Origin of the sequence: Myxococcus xanthus, from assembly GCF_013116825.1 — a bacterium.
GTDB lineage: Bacteria > Myxococcota > Myxococcia > Myxococcales > Myxococcaceae > Myxococcus > Myxococcus xanthus_B.
The window spans coordinates 1-15,963 of sequence record NZ_JABFNS010000010.1 but is presented as its reverse complement, the minus strand read 5'-3'; the positions used below and the strand labels follow the sequence as shown (position 1 = coordinate 15,963).

Genomic DNA, 15,963 nt, shown 5'->3' with positions numbered 1-15,963 from the left:
CGCTCCTTTACGTCCAGCGGAACCAACGAAGGGCCAGCAGCAGCGGCACCACGGTCCACGCGGCCAGCACCAACATGGGCGCACCCAGTGAAGCCAGGCCCGCGCCCTCCAGCATGACGGCCCGCAGCGAGTCATTGATGGCCGTGAGCGGCAAGGCGCGGATGACCGGTTGCAACCAAGAGGGGAAGTTCCCGGACGCGAAGAAGACGCCGGAGACGAACATCATCGGCAGCGAGACGAGGTTGACGAGCCCGCCCACCGCCTCCTCCGTCCGCGCCCGGATGGCCACCAGCACGCCGAGCGCGGCGAAGCACAGCGCCCCCGCGAGCCCCACCAGCGTCAACGTGAAGTAGCTGCCGAACATCGGCACGCCGAAGAGCCAGCGCGCGAAGGCACAGAAGAAGAAGACCTCCGCCAGCGCGAACCCCGCGCGCGCCAGCATGTAGGACAGGAAGAACTGGGAGCGCCGCATGGGCGTCGCGGCCAGCCGCTTCAGCAGCTTGCCTCCGCGCATCGCCACCAGCGAGCCCGCCACCACCCACAGACTGCTGGACATCAACGAAAGGCCCAGCAGGCCGGGGATGAGGAAGTCGACGTAGCGGTTTCCCGGCTCCGACACCGGCGTGGCCTTCACCACGGCGGGACGCGCGGTGACTTCCGGCGCGGCGAGCGCCTGCTCCACCAGGAGCCGCGCGGTGCGGCCCGCCGCCTGGCTGGGGTCCACCAGCGCCTCGGGCACCGCCCCCGGCAACAGCACCAGGGAGAGCTGCCCGCGCGCCAGCCGCCGCCGGGCGGACGCTTCGTCCGCGACCTCGGCCGACAGCTCCGGCACGCCCTCCAGCTTCGCCATCAGCGCCGGTGCGCCCGGCCCCTCCGCCACGGCCACACGCACCGGGCCCAGGGAGTCATTCCGGAACGCCAGCCCCAGGAACAGCGAGGTGACGACGGGGAAGATGAACGTCCAGAACAGCACCTCCGGCTGCCGCATCAACATGCGCAGCCGCATCAACACCAGCTGGCCCAGGGCGTTCATCAGGCCGCCTTCTCTTCCGCGGACTCGCGCAGGGAGCGGCCCGTCATGTCGATGAAGACATCATCCAGCGTGGGGCGCCGGGTGGACAGGTGCAGCAACTGGCCGCCCCCCGCCGCCACCTCGCGCAGCACCTCCGGCAGCGCCAGGTGCAGCTCCCGCACCCGCAAGGTGATGCGGCCGGCGTGCCGCTGGGCGGCCACCACCGACGGCAGCGGGCGCAACCGCTCCAATTCCGGCGAGGGCTCCGCCTCCAGCTCGATGACCTGCTCCGCGCCCAGCGAGGTGATGATGTCCCGCGGCGTCCCGCGCGCAATCACCCGGCCCCGGTCGATGATGACCAGCCGGTCGCACAGCACCTCGGCCTCATCCATGTAATGCGTGGTCAACACCACGGTGCGCCCGCGCGCCTTGAGCTGCGCCACCACGTCCCACAAGGCGCGGCGCGACTGGGGGTCCAACCCGGTGGTGGGCTCGTCCAGGAAGAGCACGTCCGGGTCGCCCGCCAGCCCCAGCGCCAACGCCAGCCGCTGCTTCTGGCCGCCGGACAGCTTGCCCACCCGGGCATGGCGCTTCTCGCCCAGCTGCACCAGCCCGATGAGCGCCTCCACCTCCAGGGGGCGTGGGTAGAAGGAGGTGAACAAACGCACCATCTCCTCCACCGTGAGCTGGTCCACCAGCCGCGTCTCCTGGAGCGTCATGCCAATGCGCTCCCGCAGCACCGGCGCGTCCGTCTCCCAGCGCAACCCCAGGAGCCGCACCTCCCCCGAGGTGGCCGTCTGGAGGCCCTCGAGGATTTCCACGGTCGTCGTCTTGCCCGCGCCGTTGGGGCCCAGGAGGCCCACGCACTCGCCACGGCGGATGTCCAGGTCGATTCCGTCCACGGCGGTGACGTCGCCGAAACGTTTGACCAATCCCTTCACCTCGATGGCGAGCTCGTCCTGGTGTGTCATGGATGGGGGCTGGGGGCGCGCGGGCGAGTATCGCTCAACACCCGGCGGGTGCCCAACCGACCCGGTGTGGAAAGCGGCGGGGCCGGGCACGTCGGGGTGGTACGGTGCCCCCGTGGCCCTGACCGACTCATTGGAAGCCCGGGTGGACCGGCTGGAACTGCCTTTCAACGAATACGGCGTCGACCCGTACGGCATCTCCAAGTCTCATGTGAAACATGCGCTGCGCGTCTTTGGCGCCATCTACCGCTACTACTTCCGCGTGCGCTGTTACGGGGTGGAGCACATCCCCCCGCGGGGCCGCGGGATGCTGGTGGGCAACCACTCCGGCGGCGTGGCGGTGGACGGGGCCATGGTGCTGACGTCCACCATGTTGGAGATGGACCCGCCCCGGCTGGCGCAGGGCATGGTGGAGCGCTTCCTCCACAACTTCCCAGTGTCCTCGCTGTGGGCCAGCCGCACCGGCCAGTTCATCGGGCTGCCCGAGCACGCCAAGCGGCTGCTGGAGGATGACCGGCTGCTGATGATCTTCCCCGAGGGCGCGCGCGGCACGGCCAAGCTCTACAACGAGCGCTACTCGCTGGTGGACTTCGGCACCGGCTTCGTCCGCCTGGCGTTGCAGACGCGCTCGCCCATCATCCCCTTCGCGTTCCTGGGCGGCGGCTCGGCCGTCCCCACGGTGTTCAACGCGTACACGCTGGGGAAGCTGCTCGGCGTGCCCTACGTCCCGTTGACGCCCTACCTGTTGCCGCTGCCGTTGCCGGTGCAGTTGGAAATCCATTACGGCGAGCCGCTCGTCTTCCAGGGCACGGGAGACGAGGAGGACCACGTCATCGAGGGCTATGTGGAGAAGGTGAAGCAGCGCATCGCGGGGCTCATCGAGCGCGGCCGCGCGCAGCGGCACAGCCGGCGGATTGGGAGGAACCTGCTGCCATGAGGGTGCTGATTCCAGGCATCTCCGGAGGCATTGCCCGCCAGCTCGCGCTGCACCTGCACGCGCGCGGGCATCAGGTGGCGGGCATCGACACGCGCCCCTGGGCCGAGGCCAAGGAGGCCGGCATCCAGGTCTACCGGGGCGATGTGCGCAAGCGCGCCGCGGAGGACGTCTTCCGCCGCTGGCGTCCCGAAGCCGTGGTGCACATGGCCACCGTCACCGCCTTCACGGTGCCGGGCAAGGAGCGCGGGCGCATCAACCTGGACGGCACCAAGGCGGTGTTCGACCACTGCGCGGCCCATGGCGTGAAGCAGGTGCTCTTCGTGGGGCGGCACACCTTCTACGGCGCGGCGCCGGACTCGCCGCTGTACCACTCCGAGGACGAGCCGCCTCGCGCGCTGGAGGCCATTCCGGAGCTGGCGGACCTGGTGGCCGCCGACCTGTACGCGGCCACCGCGCTGTGGCGCCTGCCGAAGATGACGACGGCGGTGCTGCGGCTGCCCTACACCCTGGGGGCTCCCGGCACCGGCACGCTGTCCTCCTTCCTCAAGGGCCGTCGCGTGCCGCTGGTGCTCGGGTACGACCCCCTGTTCCACGTCCTCCAGGAGGAAGACGTGGTGACGGCGTTGACGCTGGCGCTGGAGAAGCAGGTCCGGGGCCTCTTCAACGTGGCGGGCCCTCCGCCGATTCCGCTGTCCGTCATCGTCCGGGAGACAGGGCGCAAGGCGGTGCCCTTGCCCGCGCCGCTGCTATCGATGCTGCTGGGCCGGGCCGGCCTCCCCCGCCTGTCGATGGGCGCCCTGGACCACCTGCGCTTCCCCATTGTCGTGGACAACCGCCGCTTCCTGGACGCCACGGGCTTCGAATACCGACACAGCGTGGCGGACTCGCTGCGCATCTTCCGCGAATCCTCGCCCGTCCTCCCCGCGGGGGGCCAAGGACGTTAGACTTCTCCCCGCAGCGGACCTGCTTCCGGGGGGAAGTCCATGTCGGCCGACATCGAGGAAGTGGATGTGGTCATCGCGGGAGGCGGGCCGGTGGGTGTGCTCACCGCCAACCTCCTGGGACTCCAGGGCGTGCGCGTGCTCGTCCTCGAACGGGAGGCCGCGCCGCATGGCCAACCCCGGGCCTTCTCCTGTGACGACGAGGCCCTGCGCATCTACCAGGCCGCGGGGCTGCTCGACGCGCTGAAGCCCGACCTGCGCCAGGGCCGCCACGTCACCTTCACCGGCGTGGGCGGCCAACCCATTGCCCAGGTCCAACTGGGCCAGGTGGACTTCGGCTACGGCCACGCGCCCATCTGGTTCTTCCACCAGCCGCTCCTGGAGAAGGCGCTGCGCGAGGGCCTCTCACGCTTCCCCGCCGCCGAGCTGCGCACGGGCACCGAGGTGGAGTCACTGGAACAGGACGGCGCGGGCGTCACCGTGCGGTACCGGACATCCGGAGTCCGGCACGGGGTGCGCGCCCGCTACCTGGTGGCCTGTGACGGTGGGCGGAGCACGGTGCGCGCGCTGCTGGGCATCCCCATGGAAGGCCGCGACGGCCAGGAGCCGTGGATTGCCATCTCCGGCACCGTGGCGGAAGAAGACGCCCCCGTCGAATGTCATGTCGTCTGCGACCCGGTCCGCCCCGGCTTCGTCGGGCGCGGCCCCGTGGGGCGGTTGCGCTGGGAGTTCCGCCTGCGCCTGGGCGAGACGGGCGAGGAGATGACGCAGCCGGGCACGATTCGCCGCCTGATTGGGCCTTATGTGAATCCAGACCGGGTGACGGTGGAGCGAGCGCAGCTCTACAGCTTTCATTCGGTAGTCGCGCAGCGCTGGCGCGTGGGCCGCACCTTCCTGGCGGGAGACGCGGCCCACCTGTTGCCGCCCTTCATGGGGCAGGGCCTGGTGTCCGGGCTGCGCGACGCGGCGAACCTCGCGTGGAAGCTGGCGTGGGTCCTCCAGGGCCGCGCCCCCGAGGCGCTGCTGGACACCTACGCCGTGGAGCGCCGTCCGCACGTGCGCGCCTTGCTGGAAGCCACCGCGCGGCTGGGCTCCGTGTTCACCGCGCGCAGCACGCCCATGGCCTGGGTCCGTGACACCGTGCTCCGGGGCCTCCAGGCCGTCCCGGCCGCGCGCCGCTTCGTGGAGGGGTTCCGCTTCAAGCCGGCGCCCGCCATCGAGGAGGGCTGGATGCTGGGCGGCCGCCGCTCCGGTCGGAAGGCCGCCGAAGGCAGCTACCTCCCCCAACCTCGCGTGCGTCGTGCGTCCGGAGAGGAACACCTGTTGGATGACAGCCTGGGCTCCGGCTTCGCCGTGCTGAGCCGGGGCGGCAGCCCGGGGACGGAGGTGGCCCGTGAGCTGGCCGAATCCCTGGGGGCCCGCGCCGTCACCGTGCGCTCCGCGGGCGTCCCGGGACTGGGCGACGACAGCGTGGAGGACCACACCGGCAGGCTGTCCGAGTGGTTCCGGGAGCACGGCGCGGACGTGGCCGTGGTGCGGCCGGACCGCTTCGTCTTCGGCGCGGTGCCCCTGGCCCGGATGCCCGAGCTGCGCGCGGCGCTGGGCGTGGAAGAGGCCTGAGCCGTTGCACAGACGACAGACATTACTCGCCCAAGCACAATCACTCTCAACTGTCCACACCTCCCCAGGGGGTTGCATCGAAGTCCATGAGAGGAGCAGGCTTCCAACCCTCCGCGAAGGCAGACCATCGCGCGACCTCGGGGGAAATGGCTTGCACCCACCATTGGATGCAGCGCTTCTCGGCTCACTGGACCGGCATGCCCGGAGACGCGCGCAAGGCATTGCAACGCTGAGCACGCTCGTCGGGCCGCCGGAGCGGGCGCTGTCCGTCTGGACGGAGTGGATTCAGCGCCGGGGCCTGAGCGTCGTTGTCGTGGACGGGGATGACGTGCGCGCCGTCGTCTCCGCGTGGGCGGCGGCGCTCGCCAGGGAACGGGACCTGATGGGTGACGCGGAGGTGTTCATCGTTCGCTCCCAGCCTCAGAACCAGGCACGGACGCTCCAGTTCCAAGGCAAGACGGCGCACCAGCGGCGCGTGTTGCTGGAAGGCCTGACGCCGCCGCAGGGACAGTCCGCCACCTGGGAGCTGTGCCGGGCCCTGCTGGAGAGCCCGGCCCCGCCGCCCTCCGGTGTGCTCCCAGACGCGGTGAGCCAGGCCATCGCGCGCGCGCCGCTGCCGGCACTCCAAACGCTGATGGCATTGGTCCCCGCTGGAAGCACGCCGGCCCTGCGCGTGCGGGCCGGCCCCTCTGACTTCCGGGCGCTCCGCACCGCCGCGGCCCTGTGCACCGCGGCCCCCGCGCTCACGACGGGCTGCGTGCTGACCGCCGAGGCACTCGCCGAGCACCTCCGGAGGGAGGAGTCCCACATCCTCGCCATGCTGCGGGAAGGCCGGCTGGACCTGGCCGAGCCGGAGCTCGACGAAGACACCCGCGAGCTCCCCGAGGCCGCGGTGGCGTCCACGCGCGTCCGGCTCCGGCAGGAAGGCTCGTCCGAACAGGTCGTCGCGCTCTATGACTCGGCGGTGCGCACCATCGCCTCGGCCTACCGGGACGCCAATGGCCGCGCCCGGAGCGAGGCGGAGAAGTTCCTGCACGCCCGGCTCCAGGACCATGCCTCCACGCGAGGCCTCTTCGTCCTCAATGGCCACGTGGACCCGGTCGGAGGTGGCCGGAGGCTGGAAGTGGACCTGCTCTGCACGGAGCTGAACCTGGCCGTGGAGATTGACGGCTACTTCCACTTCCGCAGCCCCGACGGCTTCCGCCGGGACCGGCGCAAGGACGTTGCACTCCAGTGCTCGGGCTACTGGGTGGTCCGCTTCCTCGCGGACGACGTGGTGACGCGACTGGAAGAGATTCTTGAAACCCTCGACACGTTGATTGCCACCCGCAGGGGTGAGCTCACCGGGAAGGAAGCATCGAATGGGAAGCGCTGACCACCGGCTGTCAGGCATTGCCTTGTCCTGGCTCATGACGCGCAGCGAGCGGCGAGGTACGCGCAAGGAATTGGAGGATGCGCTCCGGCCCTTCGTGGAGCATCAGCTCAGCCGTGCGGAATGGAAGCTCCGCTTCGAGGCGCTCATGGAGGCGCTGCTGGGCGGAGGAGCAGTGGCGGTGCGCGGGCGCAGCGGCTTGGAGCTGACGCCCAAGGGCCGGACAGAGGTGCTGCGCTTCCTTCAGTTGGACCAGCCGCCGCGGGGGCTGACGTGGAAGAGGCTGAAGGCCACGCACCTGGTGGCACGCAGCCTGGACCTGCCGCCATCGAAGGCGGTGGCGGCGCGAATGAAGAGCGCCGACGGCGTGCGCGCCGCCGCGCTTCAGCGCCAACATGGGCTGGACGCCGAGGAAGGCCTCACCCTGGCCCAGACGCGGGACCGGTTGTTGTGGCGGCAGCTCGGCGTCGAGACGGACCGGCCCTTCACCCTGGGCGCGGTGCAGGCGCACCTGCTCGGGCAGATGCTGGACGCGAAGACGACGGACCCGCGCAAGGGCGTGGAGCAGCTCGCGGCACGTGCGGCGGGCGCCCCCCGCGTGGATGCGGAGGCCGTGCGCCTGTCACTGATGCGACGGTGGGCTGTCGCGCAGGACGCCGGCGCCTCCGAGGACGCGCCGGCGGACCGTGCCTCCACGAGCCCGGGGGCCCCTCCCGCTCCGGCGGCCTTCGCCGAGCGCGTGCTGTCGGTCGCCCGCGCCCTGCCCACGGGCCGCTTCGGCGAGAACAAGGTCTTCATCTCCCACGTGTGGAAGGCCCTCCAACCGGAGTGGAGCACCCGTGAGGCCTTCGACGCGGCGCTCCTGGAGGCCAACCGAACCCAGCTGTTGTCCCTGACGCGCGCGGACCTCGTGTCCGCCATGGATCCGAAAGACGTCGCCGAGTCCGAGGTGCGGTCCTTCGGCGCCAGCTTCCACTTCGTCGTCGTCTAGCCCGACCCCAGGAGCGCCCCGTGGCCAACGACCCCCGCCTCGATATCTTCCTTGATGACTCTCGCGAGGTCTTCACCAGCGTCGAACAGGGCCAGCACATCTGGCAGGCGGACCCGTTCGACGTGGAGGCCCTCAACGCGCCGGCTCGCCGCGCCTTCAAGCGGCTGCTCGACAAGGCTTCGTCGGACACGCCCCCGAGCGCCGGCAAGCTGCTGCTCCTGCTCGGCGAATCAGGCAGCGGCAAGACGCACCTGGTGCGCGCCTTCCGCAACCTCGCGCATGGTCAGCGGAAGGGCTTCGTCGGCTACATGCCGATGACCGTCGATGCGACCCAGTACGACCGCTACATCCTGTCCAACCTCATCGACTCCCTGGACAAGCCGTTCATTCGGGCGGGAGGCGATGACGACAGCGGGCTGATGCACCTGTCGGACGCGCTCATGGCCCAGTGCACCAGCGCGTTCGTGCTGCACCTGCAGGACGAGAAGATTCTGGAGGACGAGGAGCTGCACGGCACCATCCGGGCCGTGGCGGACGAGCTGCTGCTGGACCCTCGCTTCCGGGAAGTGGAAGTCGACCTGCTGCGCGCCCTCATCTACCTGCATCGAAGAGACCCTCGGCTCAACCGCCGCATCTTCCACTGGCTGCGCTGCGAGGAGCTGTCCGAGGCGGACCAGCGCGTCATTGGCAACCTCATCCCCCGGACGGCCGACGATGCGCCGGCGCGGATGGTGGAACACCTGGGACGGCTGATGGGCGGCCTGGGCCAGGCGCTCGTGCTCTGCGTCGACCAGGTCGAGGACGTCAGCGACTTCGAACAGCGCCCGCAGATGGAGAACTCCTTCCGCCGCGCGATGAACAGCCTGGCGGCCATCGCGAGCAAGGTGCCTCGCGCGGTCGTGGTCTTCTGCTGCCTCGCCGACTACTGGGCGAAGATGAAGCCCCTGCTCAACCAGGGGACGGTGGATCGCATCGAGAACGACCCCGAGCCCGTGACGCTGGAGCGGACCGTGACGGCCGAAACGGCCAGGGACCTCGCGGCGCGGCGACTGCAAGACCTGTTCGAACAGCGAGGCTTCACGGTCTCCCCGTCGAACCCGACCTGGCCCATTCCTGCGAACGGCTTCGACGCGCTGGGCGGACACCGCGCCCGTGACGTCCTGGATGAGTGCCGCCGCTACCGCGACCGCGCCATCCAGGACGGCAAGCTGCCCGCCAGCTTCCCACTGCAACGTCCCCAGGGCCCGGGCGTGGCGAATTCACCTGTGGTTCAGCAGTCGCAAGCCGCCAAGCTGGATATGGACCAGCTGTGGACGGACTTCCGCGCCACCCTGCGAATTGACCCGCCCGAAGAGCCCGCGCGTGTCGCGGAACTGCTGGCCTGGGCCATTGAAGCCGGCGGCAAGGAGTTCGGAGACACGAAGCGCTTCGACGTCAAGCCCAAGGACAAGGAGATGCTGGACGTCCAGGTCCACCCGGAGGGAAGCAAGCTCCTCGTCGCGCTGTGTGAGAGGGACTCGCGTGGCGGCGGCCTCGGCAGGCAGATGACCGAAGCGCTCAAGAAGTCCTCGGGAAAGACACCCGTGGTTGTGCGGACCACCGACTTCCCTCCGGCCCGCCCCGGCGGTGTCGTCGCCGAGCAACTGGGCGCGCTGCTCCGCAAGGGCGGGCGCCGGGTCGTCGTCGGAGACACGGAGCTTCGGGACCTCATGGCCCTGCGCACCTTCCGTGAGAGGCACGCGGGTGAAGCCGCCCTTCAGGAATGGAGCCGGACGGCTCGCCCCATCACCCGGCTCAAGTCCGTGAGCGACATCCTGGGGCTGGAGAAGCCGGACGCCACGCCCCCGTCCTCCGGGCCAAAGACGTCCAAGACCGCCCCCAGGGCTAGCACGGGTGTCCCGACGGCCAATGTCGGAGCCCGGAGCACCGCAACCAAGGCACAGACAGAGCTGTTCAACAGCCCACCGACGTTGCCCTATGGAACGCCTGTCCCGGCCGAAGTCCTCTCGAGAGCGACGTCCACCCCTCCGGCCCATGCCGAAACGCGCGCACTGGAGGCGAGAGGCGTGCGCTCCGCGCGCGAGCCCATCGTCTCCCTGGGGGACAGACAAGGCCGGGCCCAATCCCTTTCGGATGACCCGTTGCAGGACATCACCATCGAATCGCCGATGCTGACGGGCCGCACCATGACACCGCCCCAGGGAATGAAGCCCCCCATCGGCTTCAGGGGCAACGAGAGACCCTCCGCCCCGCCTCTCTCGGAAACACTCACAGGACCGCTGCGGATTGGCGCCTCGGAAGGTGTGTTCAGCCAGGTGGTGACGGTGGACCCCTCCGAGCTGACCCGCCACAGCGCCTTCCTGGGCACCACGGGAAGCGGGAAGACGACGCTGGCGCTCAACGTCCTGGAGCAGCTGCTCCTCCGCGGCGTGCCCGCCATCCTCGTCGACCGGAAGGGGGACCTCGCCGCGTACGCGCGGGACCGCTCCTGGGAGGAACATCTGGACGACCCCGCCCTCATCGAGCGGCGCCGCCTGCTGCGCGAGCGCGTCGAGGTCGCGCTCTACACGCCGGGCCGCTCCGACGGCCGGCCGCTGGCCATCCCTGTGATTCCACGCGGCCTCGAAAGCCTGTCGCCGGAGGAGCGTGAGCAAGGTGTGCAGCAGGCCGCGGATGCCATCGCGGGCATGCTCGAATACAAGACCAGCCCCAATGACAAGGCAGCGCGGGCGCTGCTCACGCAGGCCTTGCGCCTGTTGGTCCAGCGGCCCCCCGGCACCGAACTGACCCTGGAGATGGTCCAGAAGTTCGTCGCGGAGCAGGACGAGTCGCTCCGGCAGGAAACGGGGGGCCTGCCAACCAAGACGTTCGCCAAGCTCGCCCAGGACCTCGAAGTGCTCCGGCTCGACCTCCGCCCCCTGCTGGCAACGGGCGGGGAACGTCTGGATATCAGCGAACTGCTGGGGCGCGGCGCCGCGAGCACACCGGGCAAGACGCGACTGAGCATCATCAGCACCAAGTACCTGGGAGACCTCAGCCGCGTCCGCTTCTGGGTGTCTCAACTGCTGCAGGAGGCGAACCGCTGGACCAGCCAGCACCCCGCCTCCAAGCTCCAGGCCGTCATGCTCTTCGACGAAGCCGACATCTATCTGCCCGCGACGAGCAAGCCCGCGACGAAGCAGCCGATGGAGAACCTGCTCAAGCGCGCGCGCTCGGCGGGCGTGGGCGTCATGCTGGGTACGCAGAGCCCGGGAGACCTGGACTACAAGTGCCGGGAGAACGTGCGCACCTGGTTCGTCGGCGGGGTGAAGGAAGACAACGCCCTGAAGAAGCTCAAGCCCATGTTCACCGAGGCCCGCATCGACGCCGAAACCCGGCTCCCCGGCCAGAAGCCGGGCCAGTTCCATGTCCTGCGCGAGGGGAAGGTCCAGCAACTGAAGGCGGACCGCTCCGCGATTCGCACCGACCAGCTCTCCGAGGACGAAATCCTCAAGGAGGCACGCCGCACGCTGGAACGCGGCTCACGCTGAGCGCACTGCCTACGGCAGGGCGCCCCAGAACGAGGCGCCGTGGACGGAACGTTCCTGGTATCAAGCGCCTCGACATGAGCCGCCCGCCCGCCCCCACGCGCTTCCCGGACCGGACGTCCTTCGAGACGTTCGTGGCCCAGGGCTACAACCAGGTGCCCGTGGTGCGGCGGCTCCCGCTCGGGGCGCTGCGTCCCGTGGACCTCCTGCGAGCCCTCCCAGCAGAGAGCCGGTTCCTGCTGGAGAGCACCCGGGTCAGTGCCGAGGGGCGCTATTCGTTACTCGGCGCGAAGCCCTTCCTGCGCTTCACCGCGAAAGAGGGACAGTGCTTCATGGATGGCGCGCGCCAGCAGGGCACGCCGCGGGAGGTGCTGCGCTCGCTGCTGCGCCGGTGGCGTGGCGTGCGGCATCCCGGGATGCCGCTCTTCTGCGGCGGCGCGGTGGGCTTCTTCGGCTACGAGGCCGCGCACTGCTTCGAGTCCCTGCCCCGCCACCCACGGGATGACCTGCACCTGCCCGAAATCGACCTGTCATTCATCGACACCTTCCTGACGGTGGACCACCACGAGGGCCAATTGCTCGCGGTGGCGACGGGCTCGGATTGGGAGGACTGTGAGCGCAGGTTGGATGCGTTGGAGGCCCACGTCCGCGCCGCGACGCCCACGGCGCCACACGTGCCACCCGCGATGGACGGGCCTACCTCGGCATACCGCTCCAACTTCACCCACGAGGCCTACCTGGACGCGGTCGAGCGCGTGCGCGAGTACATCCGCGCCGGTGACACGTATCAGGTCAATCTCTCACAGCGGCTGGAGGTGGACTTTCCCGGTGAGCCGCTCGCGCTCTACGAGACGCTGTCCGCCATCAACCCCGTCCACTTCGCCAGCTATCTCGAAGGTGACGGTTTCCACGTCGTCAGCGCCTCACCGGAGCGGCTGGTGCGCGTGGAGAACGGCCGAGCCACCACGCGGCCCATCGCCGGAACGCGCCGGCGGGGCACGCCCGAAGAGGAAGCGCGCTTCGTCCACGAGCTGCGCACCAACGAGAAGGAGCGCGCCGAGCACGCCATGCTGGTGGACCTGGAGCGCAACGACCTGGGCCGGGTCTGCACCTATGGCTCGGTCGAGGTGACGAAGCTGATGGACATCGTCGAGTACGCCCACGTCCTCCACATTGAATCGGAGGTCGTCGGCCAGCTCGCGCCGGGCGTGGAGCCGCTGGACGTGGTGGGCGCGCTCTTCCCAGGAGGGACGATTACGGGCGTGCCGAAGATACGCACGATGCAAATCATCACCGAGTTGGAGCCACATGCGCGGGGGCTCTACACGGGCTCGCTGGGGTACCTGTCCTTCACGGGTGATTTGGATTTGAACATCGTCATCCGCACGCTGGTGGTGAAGGACGGCCTGGCCTACGCGCAGGTGGGAGGCGGCATCGTCCACGACTCGCAGCCCCGGCAGGAATACAAGGAGACGCTCAACAAGGCGCGCTCGCAGCTCCTGGCCCTGGCATCGGTGGGGAGGCCGGGATGATTCTCGTCATCGACAACTTCGACTCCTTCACCTTCAACCTCGTGCAGGCGCTGGGCGCCCAGGGCGCCGAGTTGAAGGTGGTGCGCAATGACGCCATCACGGTCGCGCAGGTCGAAGCGCTCCGGCCCGACCACATCCTCATCTCGCCCGGCCCCTGCACGCCCCACGAAGCGGGCGTGTCCATGGACGTCATCCGGGCCCTGGGCGGGCGGGTCCCCATGCTCGGGGTGTGCCTGGGGCATCAGTGCCTGGGCCAGGTGTTCGGCGCGAAGGTGGTGCGCGCACCGGTGCCCGTGCATGGCAAGACGGCGGCCATCCAGCACTCGGGCCAGGGCGTCTTCCGAGGACTGCCCGCCCCCTTCACGGCGGCCCGCTATCACTCCCTGGTCGTGGACGCGGAGAGCCTGCCAGCGTGCCTGGAAGTGACGGCGTGGCAGGATGGGCTCATCATGGGCCTCAAGCACCGCGAGCTGCCGCGTCTGGAAGGCGTCCAGTTCCACCCCGAATCGTTCCTCACGCCCCAGGGGCCCCGGTTGCTCGCCAACTTCCTGGAGCCGGCGCACTGAGCGCACAGGAGGCCGCCATGTTCTCCACGGTCGCGGTGGACGGTGAGGTTCGGCGCTGGGAAGAGCTGCACCTGCGGGACTTCGCGCAGGGCTTCTTCTTCGGCGCGGGCTTCTTCTCCACCTTCCGCATCGAGGCCGGCGAGCCCTGGTTCCTCGCCCGGCACCTGGCGCGGCTGCGCGCGAGCCTGGCCACCTTCCCCGGCGCCGTCCGCGCGCCACCGTCGGAGCTCCTCGCTGAAGCGGCGGTGCGCGAAACGATTGAGCGCTGCCTGCGAGCCGACGCCGCGATGGGCCCCGCGTTCCGAGGTGTGGGCAAGTTGTCGGCAAGTGATGGCCGGGTGCTGCTCACCTTCCGCGAGCACGCCCCAGACCTGGAGCGGATGCACCGCGAGGGACGGGCCCTGGACAGTCAGGAGCCGGCGGCCTACCGCCGCGGCGAGCCCACGCTGAATCACAAGGGCCTCGCCTACTTCCGGCAGTACAGCCTGGTGGAGCGCCTGCCCCTGCTCGGCAATGAGGCCGGCGAGGTCTGCGAGCTGCCCACGGCCAACGTCTTCTTCCAGTGCGGCGGGGTCCTCGTCACGCCGCCGCTGTCCGCGCCGTGTCTCCCCGGCATCATCCGCGAAGTGCTCCTGGAGGCCGGACATGTGGGGACGCTGCCCATCGTGGAGCGGCCTGTCTCGTTCGCCCAGCTCGCGCAGGTGAGCGCCTGCGTCTTCACCAACTCCGCCCAGGTGGCCACCGGCGTGCCCAGCCTCCTCGGCCGGCCGCTCCCCACCAGTCTGGCGCTGGCCCAGGACATCCGGAGCCTCGTCGAGGCCGTCGCGGCGCGCGAGCGCTGAGACCTACGGCGCGGGTACCGCCTCGCGCCCGTCTATGGGAGACGCGCGGCCCACGGGACGGATTTCCCAGACGGTGCTCCACACGGTGGACCAGTAGGCATCCGTCTCCAACCCCGCGCCCAGCGCCAGTGCATGCACGGCATGCCGCCGCGCCCCCCCTTCCTCACGCGCCCGGACGAAGCGCCACACCAGGAGCCCGGGCAGGACGAACAGCGCCGCGTAGCGCGTCAACACCGCCAGACCCAGCAGCGCCCCCACCAGGAAGGAACGGCCGACACTGTCCGCGCCCCGGACCTCCCGCGCCAGGGCGAGCGCGAGCAATGCGACGCACAAGGGCTCGGACCACGCCGCCGCCGCCACGTGCCCGAAGGGACGGTAGAGGACGATGAGCACCGCGCACGCCCAGATGTAGCGCGCGCCCTGTCCCGCCGGCGCCATGGAGAAGAGCGCCGCGGCGAGCACGGCGAAGCACAGCAGGTGCAGGGTGATGACCGCCGCATCCGGTCCAAGCCACAACAGGACGGCCCAGGCCATGGGAAACAGGGGTGGCCACAAGTCCAGCGGCCGGGGCATCGCCGTGTCCACCGCGAGCAGCGTGCCCGACAGCCCCGAGCCCGACAGCAGCCCACGCGCCACGGAGAGGTAGTGCAGCGAGTCCGGCGTGTACTCGACGCCCAGGCAGAAGAGGCTGAAGGCCGCCGTGACGCCGCAGACACCAAGCCAGAAGGCCCGGGCGGGGAAGCCGCCACGCTCACGGGCCGCGGAATCGTCCACGGCCCTGAAGTCGACACGCGGCGGGCGCGCCCTCAGGAGACGGAGAAGGACAACCCCTGGGACACTTCCTCGTCCGTCAGCAACCGCCACGCGCCCTCGGGCACGTCCAGCGTCACGCCGCCCACGGCCTCGCGGTGCAGGGTCCTCACCGGATGTCCCACCGCCGCCAGCATGCGCTTCACCTGGTGGTTGCGCCCTTCCGTCAGAGTGAGCTCCACCACGTCCGGCGCGCGCAGCCGGGCCCTCGCGGGCCGCGTCGGGCCGTCCTCCAGCACCAGTCCCTCACGCAGCCGGCGGAGCGCATCCTCCGGTGGCGGCCCCACCACGCCCGCCACGTAGCGCTTGGGCAGGTGCCGCTCGGGTGACGTCCCGTGTTGGACCAGACGCTCGTCGTTGGTGAAGAGCAGCAACCCCGTGGTGTCCCGGTCCAGGCGGCCCACCGCGAGCCACTCATAGTCGCGCAGCGGAGGGGTGAGCCGCTCACGCAGACACTCGAACACGGTGCCCACGCCTTCCGCGTCCGAGCCGTGCACCACCAGCCCCGCTGGCTTGTGGAACATCAGCGCCAACACGGGCGCCGCCAGTTGCCGGACCAGCCCGTCCACCCGCACTTCCATCCCGGGACGCACCGGCGCGAAGGGCTCGTGCTCCACCCGCCCATCGAGCGTCACCCGTCCCTCACGGATGGCCGCTTCCGCCTGGGCGCGAGGCATCACTCCGGCCTTCCCCAGGGCCCTCGCCAACCAGTCCGACCTTCCGGACGCTTGCACGTCCTCCGGCCCCCGCCGCCGTGCCGCTTCCAGCCACCTCGGGGTCCGCTGCTTCCGCGCCATCTCCCCACGTCCTCTCTCATTCCACCCACCTTCGCCCGCGCCCTCCAC

13 protein-coding genes are annotated in these 15,963 nt (G+C 70.2%); 9 read left to right on the top strand and 4 right to left on the bottom strand.

Annotation, left to right across the window (positions count from 1 at the left end):
* Positions 1-7 precede the first annotated feature (7 nt).
* Entirely contained in the window at positions 8-1,033 is a 1,026-nt protein-coding gene (locus HNV26_RS04750; protein WP_171440224.1) for an ABC transporter permease, read from the bottom strand.
* Positions 1,033-1,983, bottom strand: coding sequence for an ABC transporter ATP-binding protein (locus HNV26_RS04745; RefSeq protein ID WP_171440223.1), 951 nt, complete (start codon positions 1,981-1,983; stop codon positions 1,033-1,035). Before HNV26_RS04745 ends, HNV26_RS04750 begins: the two co-directional genes overlap by 1 nt.
* Before the next feature lie 112 nt (positions 1,984-2,095).
* On the opposite strand from HNV26_RS04745, the gene HNV26_RS04740 reads away from it, so the two are divergent.
* The 9 genes from HNV26_RS04740 (at position 2,096) to HNV26_RS04700 (ending at position 14,308) form a co-directional block, all read left to right on the top strand.
* On the top strand, positions 2,096-2,917 hold the full coding sequence (locus HNV26_RS04740; protein WP_171440222.1) for a lysophospholipid acyltransferase family protein: 822 nt from the start codon (positions 2,096-2,098) through the stop codon (positions 2,915-2,917).
* Positions 2,914-3,861: an SDR family oxidoreductase gene (locus tag HNV26_RS04735; RefSeq protein WP_171440221.1), complete on the top strand. Its 948-nt coding sequence runs from the start codon at positions 2,914-2,916 to the stop codon at positions 3,859-3,861. Before HNV26_RS04740 ends, HNV26_RS04735 begins: the two co-directional genes overlap by 4 nt.
* Before the next feature lie 39 nt (positions 3,862-3,900).
* Entirely contained in the window at positions 3,901-5,478 is a 1,578-nt protein-coding gene (mhpA, locus tag HNV26_RS04730) for a bifunctional 3-(3-hydroxy-phenyl)propionate/3-hydroxycinnamic acid hydroxylase MhpA (RefSeq protein WP_171440220.1), read from the top strand.
* Positions 5,479-5,641: 163 nt separating this feature from the next.
* Positions 5,642-6,853 carry an endonuclease domain-containing protein gene (locus HNV26_RS04725; RefSeq protein ID WP_253816232.1) on the top strand — a complete coding sequence of 404 codons (1,212 nt, stop codon included), beginning with the start codon at positions 5,642-5,644 and terminating at the stop codon, positions 6,851-6,853.
* Complete coding sequence (locus HNV26_RS04720; protein WP_171440218.1) at positions 6,840-7,841, top strand: hypothetical protein; 1,002 nt, start codon at positions 6,840-6,842, stop codon at positions 7,839-7,841. Before HNV26_RS04725 ends, HNV26_RS04720 begins: the two co-directional genes overlap by 14 nt.
* 20 nt (positions 7,842-7,861) lie before the next feature.
* Positions 7,862-11,371 carry an ATP-binding protein gene (locus tag HNV26_RS04715; RefSeq protein ID WP_171440217.1) on the top strand — a complete coding sequence of 1,170 codons (3,510 nt, stop codon included), beginning with the start codon at positions 7,862-7,864 and terminating at the stop codon, positions 11,369-11,371.
* A gap of 74 nt (positions 11,372-11,445) precedes the next feature.
* On the top strand, positions 11,446-12,900 hold the full coding sequence (locus HNV26_RS04710) for an anthranilate synthase component I family protein (RefSeq protein WP_171440216.1): 1,455 nt from the start codon (positions 11,446-11,448) through the stop codon (positions 12,898-12,900).
* Positions 12,897-13,466, top strand: a complete 570-nt coding sequence (locus HNV26_RS04705; RefSeq protein ID WP_171440215.1) for an anthranilate synthase component II — start codon at positions 12,897-12,899, stop codon at positions 13,464-13,466. The genes HNV26_RS04710 and HNV26_RS04705 overlap by 4 nt, the downstream gene beginning before the upstream one ends.
* A gap of 17 nt (positions 13,467-13,483) precedes the next feature.
* The gene (locus tag HNV26_RS04700; protein ID WP_171440214.1) at positions 13,484-14,308 is read left to right on the top strand and encodes an aminotransferase class IV; all 825 of its coding nucleotides are present in this window, start codon (positions 13,484-13,486) and stop codon (positions 14,306-14,308) included.
* A gap of 3 nt (positions 14,309-14,311) precedes the next feature.
* Here the strand turns inward: HNV26_RS04700 and HNV26_RS04695 are convergent, their stop codons facing one another.
* Together HNV26_RS04695 and HNV26_RS04690 are read right to left on the bottom strand one after the other, a co-directional pair.
* Entirely contained in the window at positions 14,312-15,082 is a 771-nt protein-coding gene (locus HNV26_RS04695; RefSeq protein WP_253816231.1) for a hypothetical protein, read from the bottom strand.
* 32 nt (positions 15,083-15,114) lie between these two features.
* The gene (locus tag HNV26_RS04690; protein ID WP_171440213.1) at positions 15,115-15,915 is read right to left on the bottom strand and encodes a pseudouridine synthase; all 801 of its coding nucleotides are present in this window, start codon (positions 15,913-15,915) and stop codon (positions 15,115-15,117) included.
* Positions 15,916-15,963: the final 48 nt, after the last annotated feature.

Coding starts and splice junctions, on each gene's coding strand:
- HNV26_RS04750 (WP_171440224.1), bottom strand. CDS start 1,033: ATGAACGCCCTGGGCCAGCTGGTGTTGATGCGGCTGCGCATGTTGATG.
- HNV26_RS04745 (WP_171440223.1), bottom strand. CDS start 1,983: ATGACACACCAGGACGAGCTCGCCATCGAGGTGAAGGGATTGGTCAAA.
- HNV26_RS04735 (WP_171440221.1), top strand. CDS start 2,914: ATGAGGGTGCTGATTCCAGGCATCTCCGGAGGCATTGCCCGCCAGCTC.
- mhpA (WP_171440220.1), top strand. CDS start 3,901: ATGTCGGCCGACATCGAGGAAGTGGATGTGGTCATCGCGGGAGGCGGG.
- HNV26_RS04720 (WP_171440218.1), top strand. CDS start 6,840: ATGGGAAGCGCTGACCACCGGCTGTCAGGCATTGCCTTGTCCTGGCTC.
- HNV26_RS04710 (WP_171440216.1), top strand. CDS start 11,446: ATGAGCCGCCCGCCCGCCCCCACGCGCTTCCCGGACCGGACGTCCTTC.
- HNV26_RS04705 (WP_171440215.1), top strand. CDS start 12,897: ATGATTCTCGTCATCGACAACTTCGACTCCTTCACCTTCAACCTCGTG.
- HNV26_RS04700 (WP_171440214.1), top strand. CDS start 13,484: ATGTTCTCCACGGTCGCGGTGGACGGTGAGGTTCGGCGCTGGGAAGAG.
- HNV26_RS04690 (WP_171440213.1), bottom strand. CDS start 15,915: ATGGCGCGGAAGCAGCGGACCCCGAGGTGGCTGGAAGCGGCACGGCGG.